This is a genomic window from Anaerofilum hominis, from assembly GCF_014287275.1.
GTDB classification, from domain to species: Bacteria; Bacillota; Clostridia; order Oscillospirales; family Ruminococcaceae; genus Pygmaiobacter; species Pygmaiobacter hominis.
The window spans coordinates 908,153-922,355 of record NZ_JACONZ010000001.1 but is presented as its reverse complement, the minus strand read 5'-3'; the positions used below and the strand labels follow the sequence as shown (position 1 = coordinate 922,355).

Sequence of the window (14,203 nt, the reverse complement as noted above, 5' to 3'; positions counted from 1 at the left end):
CGCGGCGGCAGAAAAAATTCAAACTGCAGGCGCGCCCGCAGAGGGCGTGTCCAGGCGGGGGCCCGGCTTTGCGGTCGGGCCCCCGCCGCGCTGTGTCCCGCTGCTATGGTCTCCCCACACGGTGATCTCCCCGCGCTGTGGGCCTGTCCGCAGCCTTTTCTCCGGGGACAGGAAAGGTGAAAAAAGTTTGCCCTTTTGCCGGAGGGCTGCCGTCGTCCGCCCGGCGCCGCTGTCCGGCCCGCGGCAGGCGCTTTGGTCCAGGGGCGGACCGTCGGGGGCGGAGGTGCTTTTTTCAAAAATGCAACTTTACGAAAGCCGCGGCCCTGTGCTATACTCAAGAGTAGTACAGAACAGGCCCGGCGCACAGGGAAAAGACGCGGCCGGAAATGCTGCGCAAAGGGGAACGGGGCGTTTGCGGCCGCGCCGCCCGCCGCAGCCATGGCCGCCGTCCCAAGCGACGCCGGGGCCAGGGGAGAATAAAAATGAGCAAAGTCAGCATTTATGTGGAAAATATGTTTGCCGGGCTGCCGCACACCCGCCAGGCAGCGGCACAGAAAACGGAGACCCGGCAGCGGCTGGAGGCGCGTTATGCGGCGCTGCTGGCGGAGGGAAAAAACGAAGATGAGGCGCTGGGCATCGTGGTGGCGGAAAACGACGATCTGAATGATCTGCGGGCAAAGCTGGGCGTCCGGCGCGGAGATGCGGCAAAGGAGACGCTGCTGGCGGAGTACGAAGCGTTCACCCGGCGCTTTGCGGGCGGCATTTCCATCGGCGTGGTGCTCTGCCTGCTGGCGGTGGCCGCGCTGATCGTGCTGTCGGGCCTGATGCAGCCCGGCTCCAGCCTGCCGGGCGCGCTGTTTTTTGTGCTGGCGGCAGCCGGTATCGGCATCTTTGTCTTTTACGGGATCAAAAACGGGCACTACCTCGAGCGCCTGCAGGCCGCGGGCTGTGAGCCGGAGCCGCTCACCCTGCAGCGGCGCAAGCGGCTGTGCGACCGCATCAGCAGCGCCATCATGGCGGCGGCCGCAGTGGTATTCGTTTCCATGGGGGTCGCGGGCCTCTGGCATCCGGGCTGGGTGGCGCTGCCCATCGGCGGCGTCCTGTGCGCGGTGGTCTGGCTGATTTTGGACGGCGGCCGCGGGGACAGCGGGGACAACGACAAAAAGTGATCGCCGGGGCCCTGAGGCCCGGGTGCGGAACAGACGAACGGACAGGGCCGGCGCGCGGCAGTTGTGCGCGCCGGCCCTGCTTTTTTATGGCCGCGTCCCTGCACGGCAATGCAGCGGGAAGCACGCCGCGCGCAGAGAACGCTGCCCCGTCTTCACCTTTTTGCCGCCGCTGTGCCCGCCGGCGGCCGGGAGATGTTTCACCGGCCGCCTGCAGCGGCGCAGGGGATTTTTTATCTTCTCCCGGCCCCCGTGGCACACGGGACCGGGAGAGGATCTTTGGAGCGGGCAGGCCGGTGAAGCGCGCACCGGCGCGGCAGGAGCCGCCGTTCCTCATCTAAGGGAAAGGAGACAGTGCGCAGGAAACAAAAAATATCCCGCGGCAAAGCCGGGGGGTTCACAGGCGGGCGAAACCTGGGAACACAGGATACGCGTTGCGCTGGTACGGTCCGCCGGTTGCAAGGGTGCGTCTGCTTGCCGCCCGCAAACGGGCTTATTAAAGAATCCCCATTATCTGCTGCGCGCCTGTCTGCTCTTCTTTATGCCTGCGCCGTACCCCTTTTTCTATTTTTTTTGCTTTTTCCCCGCTGCACCTGCACATAATCTCCCCGACACCAGAATGCTGGTTTCCTTATGCGATAACTTGTTTAGGTCCTCCATTGGCTGACTCCCACTTTTGTTTTTTTGAGCAGTTGACAGACCGCATTTCTGTTTTTGCAAGGGGAGTCTCCTGTCTGCACGATCGCCATGAGGTTTTTTTGGACCACCCGCCTGTGAGTAGTTTTCTCTATACAAAAAGACCGCTGTGTCGATGTTGTCGACACAGCGGTCTTTTGCGCGATACTGACGAAAAAGTCGCCTGCGCGGAATCGGGTGGAAGCGCAGCCAGCGGCGAGGCCCCAGAGCGGGAGGCGCTTACCCGCTGCGCAGAGCGGGGCGGCGAAGCTGTGCCGCGGCTGCGGAAGCTGTCATTCGTCCCCGGGGCTTTCCTCTGAGGCACCGTCCGCCTCCTCTGCCGGGGCGTCCGCTGTGCGGGCACGGGACAGGGCGCTTTCCAGCCCGCGGCGGCAGCGCCGCGTGTGGGTGATGGCCAGATAAAGCAGGGTCATGATCACCGCAGCGGCCACGGTATCGGACAGGTAATGCCGCCCCATGATGAGCCGTGAGAGCGCGGTGAGCGCGATGTACCCGTAACAGCCGGCGGTGAGGGCAAGTTCCTTGCCTTTCCACCAGTCAAACAGGGCGGGCAGGGCCAGCAGCACCAGCACGCCGCAGGCGGCGGCCGTGTGCCCGGAGGGGAAACTGGTGTTGCCCGCCACCGCGCCCCAGCGGTACCAGGGGGTAAAGGCGGAAAAATCACCCGCAGCAGCCATGTCGTCGAACCGCATGCGGCTCCACAGCATTTTCAGCAGATTGATGACCACATTGTCGGCCAGACAGAGCACGATACCCAGCTTGGCCAGAAAGTCGAGCCGGATTAGCGCGGCCCGGCTGCAGCGGCTGGCCAGGCTGATGGCCGCCACGGTGGCCGCGAAAGTCAGCACCACCGCCCCCAGCGTGAGCGCCGTGCCGGACAGCGGCAGCAGGCCGCGCCGGGCCAGATTGGGCAGCGACTGGGTGAACAGCACATAGAAAACCGCGATCACCAACACCTCTCCCAGCACGTGGCGCGAGGGATTGTCCCGATAGAGAAAGGTCCATACCGCGCCGAGCAGCACAAAGGGCAGGTAGAGCGGCCAGTAGCAGAACGCCTCCAGCACGATGCCAAAGGGGTTGTGAGGGGCATAAAGCGCCTGGTCGATGGCGAGGTCATAAAAAGCCGCCGCAGCCAGCAGCAGTGCGGCAGCCAGACCGAGTGCCGCCAACAGAAATTTTTGATTTTTTTTCAAATTCACTTGTGTGTCAAACCCTTTCGGGGCCAGCAGCCCAGCATACGGAGGTGCTTTTCAGCCGCCCTTCTCCGCGCCTGCGCGCAGAGGGAAAGGCGGACCCCCGGCAGGACACAGTGTACCACATTTTTATGCGGGTGTCGAGAAATGGCTTTCCTACCCGGCAGCCCCGCCGCGGAAAAAGGCCGCTCCGGACAGATCATGGGCGGTCCCCACACTGCAGGCATCTTCCCGCCGGACGGCCTGCCTGCCGCCAGGCCGTCCGGCGGGCAAAGAACGCAGATATCCGGGGGCCCGGCAAGGGGGACAGATTAGCGTGGCAGGGAGGACAGCATGTGCAGGCTGCCGCTCGTTTGCCGCGGTGTCCGGGCGCGCCGTGAAAAAGGCAGTCCGGGCCCGCGGACGGGCGCGGCGCGGCGGTGAAAACGCCTTTTTCAGCGAAGTGGGGGCGGCGGGGACTGCCCTGGAAATGCGGGTCAAACGAACAGGGGCGGCGGGAGAAGCTCTCCCGCCGCCCCTGCATCCCCGCCCGGCGTGGGGGCGGGGAGGGAAAAGTCAGAATACCGCGATCACGGTGCCCTCGTAGGTCTCTTCGATATACGCCTTTACCTCGGGGCTGGTCATGGCCTCGATCAGCGCTTTCAGCTCGGGGCGCTCGTCTCCCTCCCGGATGGCCAGTACATTGGGATAGGTCTGGGCCGCCTCGCTGTCCGCACCCTCCTTGGCAATGGCGGTGCCGGCGATGCCCGCGCCCAGGGCATAGTTGCCGTTGGCGATGCCCAGGTCCACGTCGGCCAGCAGGTTGGGGATCTGGGCCGCCACCACCTCTTCAAACTTCAGGTTTTTGGGGTTCTCGACCACATCGTTCGGGGTGGCCTCCAGGCCGACCCCCTCTTTGAGGGTGATCAGTCCCTGGGCGGCAAGCAGCTGCAGGGCCCTGGCCTCGTTGGTGGTGTCGTTGGGGATGGCGATCGAAGCGCCGTCAGCAAGGACGTCCAGCGAGGCCGTTTTGCCCGGATAGAGGGCCATCGTCTCAAAATGGACCTCTGCGCCCACTGCCAGATGCGTGCCGTTTTCCTCGTTGAAGTTCTCAAGATACGGGGTGTGCTGGAAGTAGTTGGCGTCCAGCTCGCCGGCCTCCAGGGCGGTGTTGGGGATGATGTAGTCGTCAAACTCCCGCACCACCAGCTCGATGCCCTGCGCGGCCAGCAGCGGCGCGATCACATCGTTCAAGATCTGGGCGTGGGGAGAGGGGGAGGCGCCCACCGTCAGGGTGGCGGTGACGGCTGTGCTGGAGGCGGCCGCGGAGGATGGACCCGCGGCGGACGAACCGGCGGCGGAACTGCCCGCTGCGGAACTGCCGCTGCCGCCGCAGCCGGTGAGGGCGAGGGACAGGGCCAGTGCGGCGCTGATCAGGGGGATGAATTTCTTTTTCATGATGAGTTTCCTCTCTTTCTCTCTTCTCTTTTTTGTCGTGCGTTTTATCTTCTGCCCGCCGCAGGCAAAGGCAGGCGGGTCCCGCCCGGGGCCCCGGGCGGCGGCTGCGCTCTGCCGCGGCAGCGGCGGCGGAACAGGGGGGAGAAGCGTGGGCCCGCGCGTCCGCGGACGTTCCGCCGATCTCCTTTCTCTGCCCGCCGGTGCAGATCTGGTTTCAGGCCCGCGGGGGCCTCAAAGGCGGATGCCCGGAGCCTCTGCGCGTGTCCCGATGTGGCGAACACTTGAAAGTCCTTGCCGGGGCGCAGGCTTTCAGCCCCTTGTGGAAAGGGACCAGGCGAGCTGCGCCTGCGCTTTTTGAATGCTTTTCCCGCAGCGGAGCTTTCCGCGCGCTCCCCGTCCGGGCGTGCGCACCGGGCCCGCCGTCCTTTGGCTGAGGGCATCCGCTCCGCTGAAAGCGCCGGCCGGGCAGCGGCGTGCGCCCGCCGGTGGTTCTGGAGGAGCGCTCTGGCCGTCCGGCAGCGGCTTTGCCCGCCTGCGGGCCGAGGTTTTTCAGAGACCCGGAGCTCGCTCGCCAGGGCGCAGCGGGGGGGGGTTGCCCGCCTGCGCGCCGGGACGTTTGCCCTAAAAGCGGTTTTTCTTATCGATGCGGTTCGCGGCAAAGCCAAAGGCAAACTGGATCAGACAGACCAGCACCACCAGCAGCACCAGGGTGAACAGCATCACGTCGGACTGGTAGCGGTAGTAGCCGTAGCGGATGGCGATATCGCCCAGGCCGCCCGCGCCCACGGCGCCGGCCATGGCGGAATAACCGATGAGGGTGATGGAGGTGATGGAGAGCCCGCGCACCAGGCTGGGGATCGATTCGCCCAGCAGCACGTGCAGGATGATCTGGCCCCGGGTCGCGCCCATGCAGCGGGCGGCCTCGATGACCCCGACGTCCACCTCTTCCAGGCTCTGCTCCACCAGCCGCGCCACAAACGGGGCCGAGCCGATCACCAGCGGCACGATCGCCGCTGTGGGGCCGATGGCTTTGCCCACCACCAGCCGGGTAAAGGGGATGAGGGCTACGATGAGGATGATGAAAGGGATGCTGCGGCCGATGTTCACCACCCAGCCCAGGGCCCGGTTGAGCGGCGCGTTTTCATGGATGCCGCCCTTGCCGGTGGTGTAGAGCAGCACCCCCAGCGGCAGCCCGGCAAGATAGGCCAGCAGGGTGGAGGTGAACACCATATACAGCGTGTCAAAAAGGCCCTGAAGCAGTACGTCTTTGAGCCCGATGATCGTTTCAAGCATGTTTCAGCCCTCCCTCGGTGCCCAGCAGCAGCCGTGTGATGCTGCTTTTGGGGCGGTCGAAGATCTCGTCCGTGCGGCCGCCCTCGGCAAACTGGGCGGCGTCGATGACCGCCACTTTGTTGCAGATGGACCGCACCACGCTGATCTCGTGGGTGATGATGACGATGGTGACCCCCAGCTTCCGGTTGATGCTGCGCAGCAGCCCCAGCACCTGCCCCGTGGTGAGGGGGTCCAGGGCGCTGGTGGGCTCGTCACAGAGCAGGACCTCCGGGCGGGTGGCCAGTGCCCGGGCGATGGCCACCCGCTGCCGCTGCCCGCCCGAGAGTTGGGCCGGATAGGCGTCCGCCTTGTCCGCCAGGCCCACCAGTTCCAGCAGTTCGTCCACCCGGGCGTCGGCGTCAGCTTTTTTTGCGCCCGCCAGCCGCAGGGGAAAGGCCACGTTCTGCCGCACCGATTTCTGCATCAGCAGGTTATAGCCCTGAAAGACCACGCCGGTGCGCCGGTGCGCGTCGATCAGCGCCCTGCCGCGCAGCGCGGCCAGGTCGACGCCGTCCTGCAGGATGCGGCCGCTGGTGGGGCGCTCGAGCATCGAGAGGCAGCGCAGCAGGGTCGACTTGCCCGCCCCGCTCATGCCGATGATGCCGAAGATATCGCCGTCCTCAATGGTGAAGCTGACGTTGTGCAGCGCGGTCACCTCGCTGTCGGTGCCGGATTTAAAGACCTTGGTCAGGTTTTCGATCTGGATCATGCTCTGCGCCTCCTCAAAAGCTGTGAAAATCGCCGGGCCGCGCGGCCAAACGCCGCAAAGCCGGGGACAGGGCGGGAGCCTGCGCGTGGGACAACAAAAAGCCCCCGTCCTTGAATCGCTTCAAGGACGGGGGCTGATGCTCCCGCGGTACCACCTTGGTTCGCCCGGCGCTTGCGCCGCCCGGGCCTCTGCAGCTACTCCGGCAAATGCCATTTATAGCCTGCCACTGTAACGGGTGGGCCCGTCACGGGCTAACCTTTCGGCTCGCCCGCGCAGCTCCGAGACCATGTTCGGCGTCGTTCGCTTTGCCCTCTCGCACCAGATCGGGGGCTCTCTGTGAAAGCGGCGGATGCTTACTCTTCTCATCTGCGCCTTTGGCTGTTTGGTTGTGATTTCATTATACACCGGGGCAGGGCATTGTCAACCGGGGAAAAACAGTCAAACTTTTGCAGAAAAAACCGCGTTTTGATTGGCAAAATTGCACAAAATCAAAGCGGCTTTCAGCGTTGACCCAGGGCGGCAGCTCAGGACAGGCCGTCGATGGATGGGGTGGAAAAGCCCTCGATGTGCTCCGGCGGGGGGAACGCCGCCGGCGGGATCCGGGGCGCGGGCGTCTCGGCCAACACGCCGCTGGGCGGCGCGCTCTGCGGCGGCCAGACGGGCGCGGAAGACGCGCAGGCATCCCCCTGTTCCGCGCTGTCCTGCGGGCTGTCCGCAGGCGCGGGATCAGGGACAGGGGAGGGCGGGACGGCGTCCGTCCCGTCCTCGGGGCCCTCCGGCTGCGGGACGCTGGGCGCCGAAAGGTCGCCGTAGCCCTCGCGTAGAGGGGCGGCAGGCACAGGCGCGGGCGGCGGGGGGACGGGCGGGGCGGCAGAAAGACCGGCCGGGGCCGTCTGCGCCGCGCCGCCTGTTGCGGGGGCGCCCTTTTTGGGCAGCAGGAGCACGCGGGTATCGCACAGGCGGTCCGCCCAGGTGCGCTTTTCCCGGTCCGCCCCGGCCATCAGATAGCCGATGAAAAGCAGGCTGTTGAGAAAGCGGCCCACCGTCTCGCGGTAGATCGCGTCTTTCCAGCCCAGGTAGCCGGTGCGGGTGCAGACCACCCGCATGCGCAGCATCCTTTTGCCCGGCGTGGTGCCCAGCGCCCCCTCAAAGACGCAGAAATACAATATCACCGCCCCCGTCAGCAGCAGGTCGGCGGGAGTGTAGTGGAAAAAGACCGGCTGGCGGCCGATGCCGAAAATGCCCAGAAAAGCCAGCAGCAGACGCAGCGGGACGGAGAGCAGAAGCGCCAGCGCCAGATCGATCAAAAAGGCGGCGGCGCGCCGCCAGAACCCGGCAAAGACGGGATCAGCCTGCGTATACATACATCGGCACCCCGCTTTTGTCGGCTTCCGCAAGCTCTTTCAGCACCTGGCTGTCGCTTTTGGGCAGAATGGAGGCCACCGCGCCCAGCAGGCGGTCAAAGATGGTGGTATCCGAAAAATCAGTGTAATAGGGAGAAGCGCCCGTCTCCCGGCGAAAGGCGTCCAGCGCCTCGTCCAGCGTGGTGATCTCATCGATCAGGCCGTTTTCCAGCGCCTGCTTTGCGGTGTAGATGCGCCCGTCCGCCAGTTTGCGCACCGCCGGCTCGGACATCTCCCTGCCCTCGCAGACAATGCCTACAAACTGGTCGTAGGCCTCGTCCACCACGCTCTGGTAGATGGCGCGCTGCTCGTCGGTGAGGTCCAGGTCGCCCGCCCCCATCGACTTGTTGCGGCCGCTGGTGATATAGACCGACTCAAGGCCAAGCTTTTCATAGAGACCCTTGACGTTGGTGTAGCTCATGATGACCCCGATGGAGCCGGTGGTGGTGTTGCGGTCGGCGGAGATGTGGTCCGCCGCCATGGCGATGTAATAACCGCCGCTGGCCGCCGTGGGGCCGAAAAAGGCATGGATGGGTCGGCCGGTGGCCTCCTTGTACTCCATCAGGGCGCGGTACAGTTCGTCCGACTCGTACACCCCGCCCCCGCCGGTGTCAAAATAGAGAAAGATCCCCTTGTTGGAACGGTCGTATTGCAGATTGCGGACATAGTTCAGCGTGGCGTTGTGGTGGTAGCTGGGCTGGTTGAGCCCCAGCTCGTCGCCGCTGGTGTTCTGGATGGTGCCCACCACGCTGACGACCGCAAAGCTGTCGTAGGCGGGCAGATAACCCGCCGCCGAGGACTCTATCTCCCGCAGCACCGCTGCCGTGAAGGTGCCGAACAGCCCCACCAGCACCAGCGCTATCGCCGCGATGACGACGCCCCAGGTCTGTTTTTTCGTCACTTGCTTTCACCTCGTTCCAGCCCGCAGGCTGGAAAATTTTGTTCCATTCCCATTATACCGGGCCGCAGCCAAAAGCGCAATCGACAAAATGCAAAGGCGCGCGGCAAGCCTTGCCCGTGTGGGCGCGCAGCGGTATAATAAGAGCAAAGACAGCGCGGGCCGGTCTGTTCCGCCCCGCTCCATTTTGGCGCTTTTCAGGGACGACAGAGGAAACGGAAGACAGGCCGCGGCGAGCGGGCCTGTGGAGCGCGGGGCCGCGGGGCCGGAGCGCCGCCGGACGCCGCGCCGCGGGGCTGCCGCCGCACCGCGTTTTGGAATAGAAAACAGCATCCCGGGGCGTCGGACGCGCTTTTTGTCTGAGGCCGGGCCGCACCCGGGCTTTCCCCGCCGCCCGCGCGGCAGGGGAGGCGCTTTGAAAAAATGTCCGCAGAAAGGCCGGGGCCGCAACGCCGCCCCGGCGGAAAGAGAGGGCCGGCGCATGCGCAGGGAAGACCGGGAAGTAAAGGAGTTTGACGGCATTTTAAAGATCGTGGAGGACTGCAGGGTCTGCAGGCTGGCGCTGCAGGATGAAGAGGGGCTTTATATCGTGCCGCTGAATTTCGGCTATGAGGCGGGCGGAGGGCGGCTGACCCTCTATTTTCACAGCGCCGCGGAGGGTCGCAAGCTGCGCGCGCTGGCGGCGGACCCGCGGGTGGCCTTTGAGATGGACTGCGGCCACCGACTGCTGGAGGCAGAGCGCCCCTGCGGTTACGGCTACGCCTTTAAAAGCGTTGTGGGCTGCGGGCGGGCGTTTCTGGTGCAGGACCCGGCGGAAAAGTGCCGCGCCCTGACCCTGCTGATGCGCCACCAGACGGGGCGGGACTTTTGCTTCAGCGGCGCTGAGGCCGGGACAGTGGCGGTCATCCGGCTGGACGTGGAGCGCCTGTCGGCAAAGGTCCACCCCTGAGGGGGAGACGTTCCTGCCCCCCGCTTTTTGGCGGCGGATCCCAGTGAAAGAGAAAAAAAGCGCGTCCCTCGGCTGGTCTTGAGACCAGCTGCGGGACGCGCTTTTTCATGTCTGTTTTTGCCCGGACAGAAAAGCCCGAAGCCTTACTTTTCCTCTTCCCAGATCGGCTCTTTCAGCACCCAGCGGCCGTATTCGTCCTTATAAAAGAGGTCGGTGTTATAGAACTTGTCCAGGATGGCCCAAAACTCGCTCTCGCTGTAGCCGCAGAACGCGCAGAAATCCCGCACACAGAGCGGGTCCAGCGCGCCGTCCCGCTGCTTGATGACGGGGATGGCCTCTTCGCGGGTCATCAGCCCGTAACGGATATAGCGGGCCGTGTAATCGGTGGCGGCCGCATGGCCGAATTTCGGGTATTTGAGCCAGCTGTGCACCAGGTAAGCGCGGCTGTCGATCTGATCGAAATTCTCGGCGTGATGGGTGCGGTCCCACTCGTGCGTCAGGTCATGGAAGCCGTGTTCCCGGGCGATCTGATAGTTTTTCAGGCTGTTCCAGGGCAGAAAATAGCTCATATAGAAAGGGTCCAGCCGGTCCAGCTCCTCGGCGGAGGGGGCCTCGGTGAGGATGAGGTCGTTCTCGCTGACGCCGTAGCTGAGCAGCTCCTCCTTGGGGAACCCGACCGCAACGCCGTTTTCGATCTGCCCCTTGGCGGAATAGGTCTCCTCGTCCGCGCTGCCGCCGTACTCAAACGAGACGTTCTCGCCGTAGCAGAGGAAAGGCGTGTTGAACTTGGCCGCCATGTGCAGCGGGAACGTGTAGATCAGCCGGTCCACATACCAGGTCGGCTTGCCGTACTTTTCAAAAAACACCCGCATCAGTTTTTTCTGGGCGCGGATATTGGGTTTGCAGCTGATGATGGTACAGCCAAAAGCCTCGCTGATGTTTTTCAGGTTGTGCTTGCCCGCCTCGGTCATGGGGAAATTATCCTCCACGCTGAAGAGGATGGGGTTCATGTGCATGACCTCTTTGAGGATATACACCTGGAAATGGCTGTCCTTACCGCCCGAGACAGCCACCGCGCAGTCATAGCCGCCGGGGCCGTTGCAGCCGCGGTACTTGTCGCACATGGCCTCGAACTCTTTCCAGCGGGCGTCCCAGTCCACGTCTTTGCGGTGCTCGTAATGGCGGCAGGCAGAGCAGACGCCCTCGGCGTCAAAAGTGATGCCGGGCCGGGTGTCCGGCATGGTGCATTTTTTACAGTATTTCATCTGATTTCTCCTTACTGTCTGGATCAGGCGTTTTGGATGCGGGGAAACGCACCCGCGCTCCGCCCTTATTGTACCCCATTTTGCGGACGGCTACAAGGCAAAAACCTATTTCAGCAGGCTCAGCCACTCGTCCAGCAGTGCCAGGGTGCGGGGGGGCAGATCGCGCACCTTCCGCACCACCTTTTGGGTCAGCGCCGCCTCCGCCCGGCCGGGCGAAAAAAATTCTGCGGGCGTGACCTCCAGATAATCGCAGATCTCCAGAAACATGGCCATCGAGGGCAGCACTTTGCCGGAGGAGATGCCCTGGATATAGCTGCGGCTTTGGCCGAGATCCAGGCTCATCTTGTACTCCGACACATTTTTTTGCAGCCGCAGCTCGGTGATGCGCTGTTGGATAAAAGCGGTATCCATGCCTTTGGTCACACCCTTTCCCATCTACTATGATACCGCTTTAAAATTGTTTTATTAATTTTTAAAATCGCGAAGATTGAAGATTTTTGTTGATATTACAACTTTAAGAAGTTATAATAAAAATACAAAACATTTTTGAGAAGTATAAAGGAGGCGCGTATGCTGCTGGAGACGCTGTGGCGCCAAGTGGGGTGCCTCTACCTGTCCGATCTGAGGACGGAGCCCTATAACCGTCTGGCCCGTCTGGCGGCCCAGACGCTGCGGGCCGGGGACTTTGCCGTGCAGGAGTGGAACGACGCGGCGGAATACCTGCTGGGGCGGGGCTCGGGCGGCTATCCCAGTGCCGAAGCGGCGCAGCGCGCCCTGATCCTAAAGTAAAAAGGACCCGCCCCGGAACGGATAAAATTGAGCCAGCGGAAGCGCACCGCCGTTCCGTTTCACTCCGGACGGTTCGGGGGGGGCAAAACGGGCCCGTTTGCGGGCCAAAATTCAAAAGCAGAGGCCGCGGAAGTCCAGAAATGACTCCCACGGCCTCTGCTTTTTCTTCCGCTTCGCGCTGAACGTCCAAAGGCTGCGGCCCGCCGCAGAAACTGCGCTGGACTACAGACCAGCCAAAAAATCGCGCACAAAAGGGATCGCCGCGCCCAGAGCCACCACATCCGGCTCCTGCGCGCCCACCCGCAAAAAGTTTTCGCTTTCCGGGAAAGCGGTGCGCCGCTGGATCCGGGCAAACAGAGCGTCCAGATCCTGCTCCGTCAAAAAAGGGGCTACATGGCCGCCTAAAAGAACGGGACTGTCCAATACCATGTGCAGATTGTTGATGGCCAGCGCGAGGTAATCTAAATAGCGTTCCCAACGCGCCTGCACAGCGGCGTCCCCCCGATGCAGCGCTGTAAAAAATTCTTCCAGGGAGCCCGCCCCATCCAACAGCGCACCGGCCGAGCAATAGCATTCCATACAGCCCCGCTTACCGCAATAGCATAGCTTGCCGCCCTCTGACAGGGTCATATGCTCAAAGGCGCCGGTGCGGCCGGTGCGGCCGCTCTTAATGCCGCCGTCCATGATGATGGCGCCGCCCAGATGCTGCCCCAGCGAGAGGTACAGCGCGTCGGTCAGCGAGGGCGTGCGCCACAGCTCCAGCGCGGCGGCGCATTCCGCGTCGTGTACAAACCGGCAGGGGAAAGGCAGCAATTGCCCCAGCCGGTCTGCCGTCATGCCGGTGCAGTGCAGGATCTGCCCGTACAGTACCCGCTGGCCGTCCTCGGAGACGAGGCTTTGCAGCCCGAGGCCCGCCCCCAGGACTTGTTTCGGTTCTGCCCCGCAGGAGGCCAGCAACTCCTGCGTCAGAGAAGCAAGGGCACAGAAGTAAGCGTCCGTCTGCTCAAACGGAAGTTCTGCCGCGATCCGGCCGAAAACCTCCCCGTACAGATCCAACAGCACCACGGTCACCCGGTCGCGCAGGATCTCCGCGCCCACGGCCAACCGGGCTTGGGCGATCGCCTCGTAGGCCGCGGCTTTGCGGCCGATGGAAGAGGCCATCTGCCCCTGCCGGGAGATAAGACCGTCCTTTGTCAGGGCTGCCAGATGCTGGGTCACGGTGGGCAGGCTCATCCGCAGGGCGCCGGCGATGTCCTGCTTGGAGACCCGCCGCTGCCGATAGATATAACGGTAGACGTCGGCATAGTTCTTTTTGCGGATGTCGGCCAGCGAAAAGTTGTCCATCTTTCCCCGCCTTTCGGTGCCCATGTTTTATAAAATATGATTTATATTATAGCGCTTTTAATTGCCGCACACAACTGGCCGGGATCTCCTGAGGCAGAATGCACAAGAAAAAGCGCTGCTTTTTGTGGTTATGAAACTTGATTTTTACATCAGCAAAAACTATTATATAAATAAATTATATAAAATGATTTTATATAATTGCAAACATAAATGAACCGACAGAAAGGAGATCTTTTCATGGGGATCATTGAAAAAATGCGTCTGGATGGCAAAAAGATTTTTGTGACCGGGGGCGCCCGGGGCATCGGCAAAAGTGTGGCGACTGCGTTTTGTGAGGCGGGGGCGGATGTGGCCATTGTGGATGTGGACGGGGAGGCGGCGGAGCGGACGGCTGCCCAGCTGGCGGCTGAGACCGGAGCAGACACTGTCGCTTTTGGGACTGACGTGACCGACCCCGGGCAGGTGGACGCCATGATCGCCGGTTTTCTGGAAAGATACGGCAAGCTGGACGCCGCGTTTTGCAATGCGGGCATCTGCCTGAACGTCCCGGCGGAGGAGATGACGCCCGAACAATGGACCCGGGTGATCAGTATCAACCTGACCGGCGTTTTCCTGACCGCTCAGGCCGCGGGCCGGGTGATGCTGCGGCAGGGCTATGGATCCATCATCAACACCGCCTCCATGTCTGCACACATCGTCAACGTGCCCCAGCCCCAGTGCGCCTACAACGCCTCCAAGGCGGGAGTGATCCAGCTTACCAAGTCGCTGGCTGTGGAATGGGCCGGGCGCGGGGTGCGGGTCAACAGCATCAGCCCGGGCTATATCGGTACCGATCTGACCCTGTCCTCCGAGTCGCTCAAACCGCTGATCGCACAGTGGAACGCCATGGCCCCCATGGGCCGCCTGGGCAAGCCTGAGGAACTGCAGAGCATCTGCGTCTATCTGGCGGGGGACACCTCCACTTTTACCACCGGCTCCGACTTTGTGGTCGACGGCGCGTTCACTTGTTTTTGAGTGAGATA

Annotated in this window: 13 protein-coding genes; 4 read left to right on the top strand and 9 right to left on the bottom strand. The window is 63.2% G+C overall.

What is annotated here, in order from left to right:
* Nucleotides 1–482 precede the first annotated feature (482 nt).
* Complete coding sequence (locus tag H8S23_RS04005; protein WP_186887001.1) at nucleotides 483–1,169, top strand: hypothetical protein; 687 nt, start codon at nucleotides 483–485, stop codon at nucleotides 1,167–1,169.
* A 965-nt stretch (nucleotides 1,170–2,134) separates the two neighbouring features.
* Here H8S23_RS04005 and H8S23_RS04000 read toward each other — a convergent pair.
* From H8S23_RS04000 to sppA, 6 genes are all read right to left on the bottom strand, one after another.
* Nucleotides 2,135–3,061, bottom strand: coding sequence for a phosphatase PAP2 family protein (locus H8S23_RS04000; protein ID WP_186887000.1), 927 nt, complete (start codon nucleotides 3,059–3,061; stop codon nucleotides 2,135–2,137).
* Nucleotides 3,062–3,610: 549 nt separating this feature from the next.
* The gene (locus H8S23_RS03995; protein ID WP_186886999.1) at nucleotides 3,611–4,492 is read right to left on the bottom strand and encodes a MetQ/NlpA family ABC transporter substrate-binding protein; all 882 of its coding nucleotides are present in this window, start codon (nucleotides 4,490–4,492) and stop codon (nucleotides 3,611–3,613) included.
* Nucleotides 4,493–5,113: 621 nt separating this feature from the next.
* Nucleotides 5,114–5,785 (bottom strand): methionine ABC transporter permease, encoded by a 672-nt coding sequence (locus H8S23_RS03990; protein ID WP_186886998.1) that lies wholly within the window; start codon nucleotides 5,783–5,785, stop codon nucleotides 5,114–5,116.
* Complete coding sequence (locus H8S23_RS03985; protein ID WP_186886997.1) at nucleotides 5,778–6,533, bottom strand: methionine ABC transporter ATP-binding protein; 756 nt, start codon at nucleotides 6,531–6,533, stop codon at nucleotides 5,778–5,780. The genes H8S23_RS03990 and H8S23_RS03985 overlap by 8 nt, the downstream gene beginning before the upstream one ends.
* Nucleotides 6,534–7,057: 524 nt before the next feature.
* Nucleotides 7,058–7,897 (bottom strand): RDD family protein, encoded by an 840-nt coding sequence (locus tag H8S23_RS03980; RefSeq protein WP_186886996.1) that lies wholly within the window; start codon nucleotides 7,895–7,897, stop codon nucleotides 7,058–7,060.
* On the bottom strand, nucleotides 7,881–8,837 hold the full coding sequence (sppA, locus tag H8S23_RS03975; RefSeq protein WP_186886995.1) for a signal peptide peptidase SppA: 957 nt from the start codon (nucleotides 8,835–8,837) through the stop codon (nucleotides 7,881–7,883). Before sppA ends, H8S23_RS03980 begins: the two co-directional genes overlap by 17 nt.
* Nucleotides 8,838–9,315: 478 nt before the next feature.
* Here sppA and H8S23_RS03970 point away from each other — a divergent pair, with 478 nt between their 5' ends.
* The gene (locus H8S23_RS03970) at nucleotides 9,316–9,783 is read left to right on the top strand and encodes a pyridoxamine 5'-phosphate oxidase family protein (RefSeq protein WP_186886994.1); all 468 of its coding nucleotides are present in this window, start codon (nucleotides 9,316–9,318) and stop codon (nucleotides 9,781–9,783) included.
* Nucleotides 9,784–9,926: 143 nt separating this feature from the next.
* Here H8S23_RS03970 and H8S23_RS03965 read toward each other — a convergent pair whose 3' ends face one another.
* Complete coding sequence (locus H8S23_RS03965; RefSeq protein ID WP_186886993.1) at nucleotides 9,927–11,048, bottom strand: N-acetyl sugar amidotransferase; 1,122 nt, start codon at nucleotides 11,046–11,048, stop codon at nucleotides 9,927–9,929.
* A gap of 105 nt (nucleotides 11,049–11,153) precedes the next feature.
* Nucleotides 11,154–11,459 carry a helix-turn-helix domain-containing protein gene (locus H8S23_RS03960; RefSeq protein WP_186887240.1) on the bottom strand — a complete coding sequence of 102 codons (306 nt, stop codon included), beginning with the start codon at nucleotides 11,457–11,459 and terminating at the stop codon, nucleotides 11,154–11,156.
* A 159-nt stretch (nucleotides 11,460–11,618) separates the two neighbouring features.
* Here H8S23_RS03960 and H8S23_RS03955 point away from each other — a divergent pair, with 159 nt between their 5' ends.
* Complete coding sequence (locus tag H8S23_RS03955) at nucleotides 11,619–11,837, top strand: hypothetical protein (RefSeq protein ID WP_186886992.1); 219 nt, start codon at nucleotides 11,619–11,621, stop codon at nucleotides 11,835–11,837.
* A gap of 222 nt (nucleotides 11,838–12,059) precedes the next feature.
* Here H8S23_RS03955 and H8S23_RS03950 read toward each other — a convergent pair whose 3' ends face one another.
* Nucleotides 12,060–13,181 carry an ROK family transcriptional regulator gene (locus H8S23_RS03950; protein WP_186886991.1) on the bottom strand — a complete coding sequence of 374 codons (1,122 nt, stop codon included), beginning with the start codon at nucleotides 13,179–13,181 and terminating at the stop codon, nucleotides 12,060–12,062.
* Nucleotides 13,182–13,418: 237 nt separating this feature from the next.
* On the opposite strand from H8S23_RS03950, the gene H8S23_RS03945 reads away from it, so the two are divergent.
* Nucleotides 13,419–14,195 carry an SDR family oxidoreductase gene (locus tag H8S23_RS03945; RefSeq protein WP_186886990.1) on the top strand — a complete coding sequence of 259 codons (777 nt, stop codon included), beginning with the start codon at nucleotides 13,419–13,421 and terminating at the stop codon, nucleotides 14,193–14,195.
* Nucleotides 14,196–14,203 lie beyond the last annotated feature (8 nt).

Excerpts from the sequence above, each read along its gene's own strand:
- H8S23_RS04005 (WP_186887001.1), top strand. The coding sequence starts at position 483 with ATGAGCAAAGTCAGCATTTATGTGGAAAATATGTTTGCCGGGCTGCCG.
- H8S23_RS03995 (WP_186886999.1), bottom strand. The coding sequence starts at position 4,492 with ATGAAAAAGAAATTCATCCCCCTGATCAGCGCCGCACTGGCCCTGTCC.
- H8S23_RS03990 (WP_186886998.1), bottom strand. The coding sequence starts at position 5,785 with ATGCTTGAAACGATCATCGGGCTCAAAGACGTACTGCTTCAGGGCCTT.
- H8S23_RS03985 (WP_186886997.1), bottom strand. The coding sequence starts at position 6,533 with ATGATCCAGATCGAAAACCTGACCAAGGTCTTTAAATCCGGCACCGAC.
- H8S23_RS03980 (WP_186886996.1), bottom strand. The coding sequence starts at position 7,897 with ATGTATACGCAGGCTGATCCCGTCTTTGCCGGGTTCTGGCGGCGCGCC.
- H8S23_RS03970 (WP_186886994.1), top strand. The coding sequence starts at position 9,316 with ATGCGCAGGGAAGACCGGGAAGTAAAGGAGTTTGACGGCATTTTAAAG.
- H8S23_RS03965 (WP_186886993.1), bottom strand. The coding sequence starts at position 11,048 with ATGAAATACTGTAAAAAATGCACCATGCCGGACACCCGGCCCGGCATC.
- H8S23_RS03960 (WP_186887240.1), bottom strand. The coding sequence starts at position 11,459 with ATGGATACCGCTTTTATCCAACAGCGCATCACCGAGCTGCGGCTGCAA.
- H8S23_RS03955 (WP_186886992.1), top strand. The coding sequence starts at position 11,619 with ATGCTGCTGGAGACGCTGTGGCGCCAAGTGGGGTGCCTCTACCTGTCC.
- H8S23_RS03950 (WP_186886991.1), bottom strand. The coding sequence starts at position 13,181 with ATGGACAACTTTTCGCTGGCCGACATCCGCAAAAAGAACTATGCCGAC.
- H8S23_RS03945 (WP_186886990.1), top strand. The coding sequence starts at position 13,419 with ATGGGGATCATTGAAAAAATGCGTCTGGATGGCAAAAAGATTTTTGTG.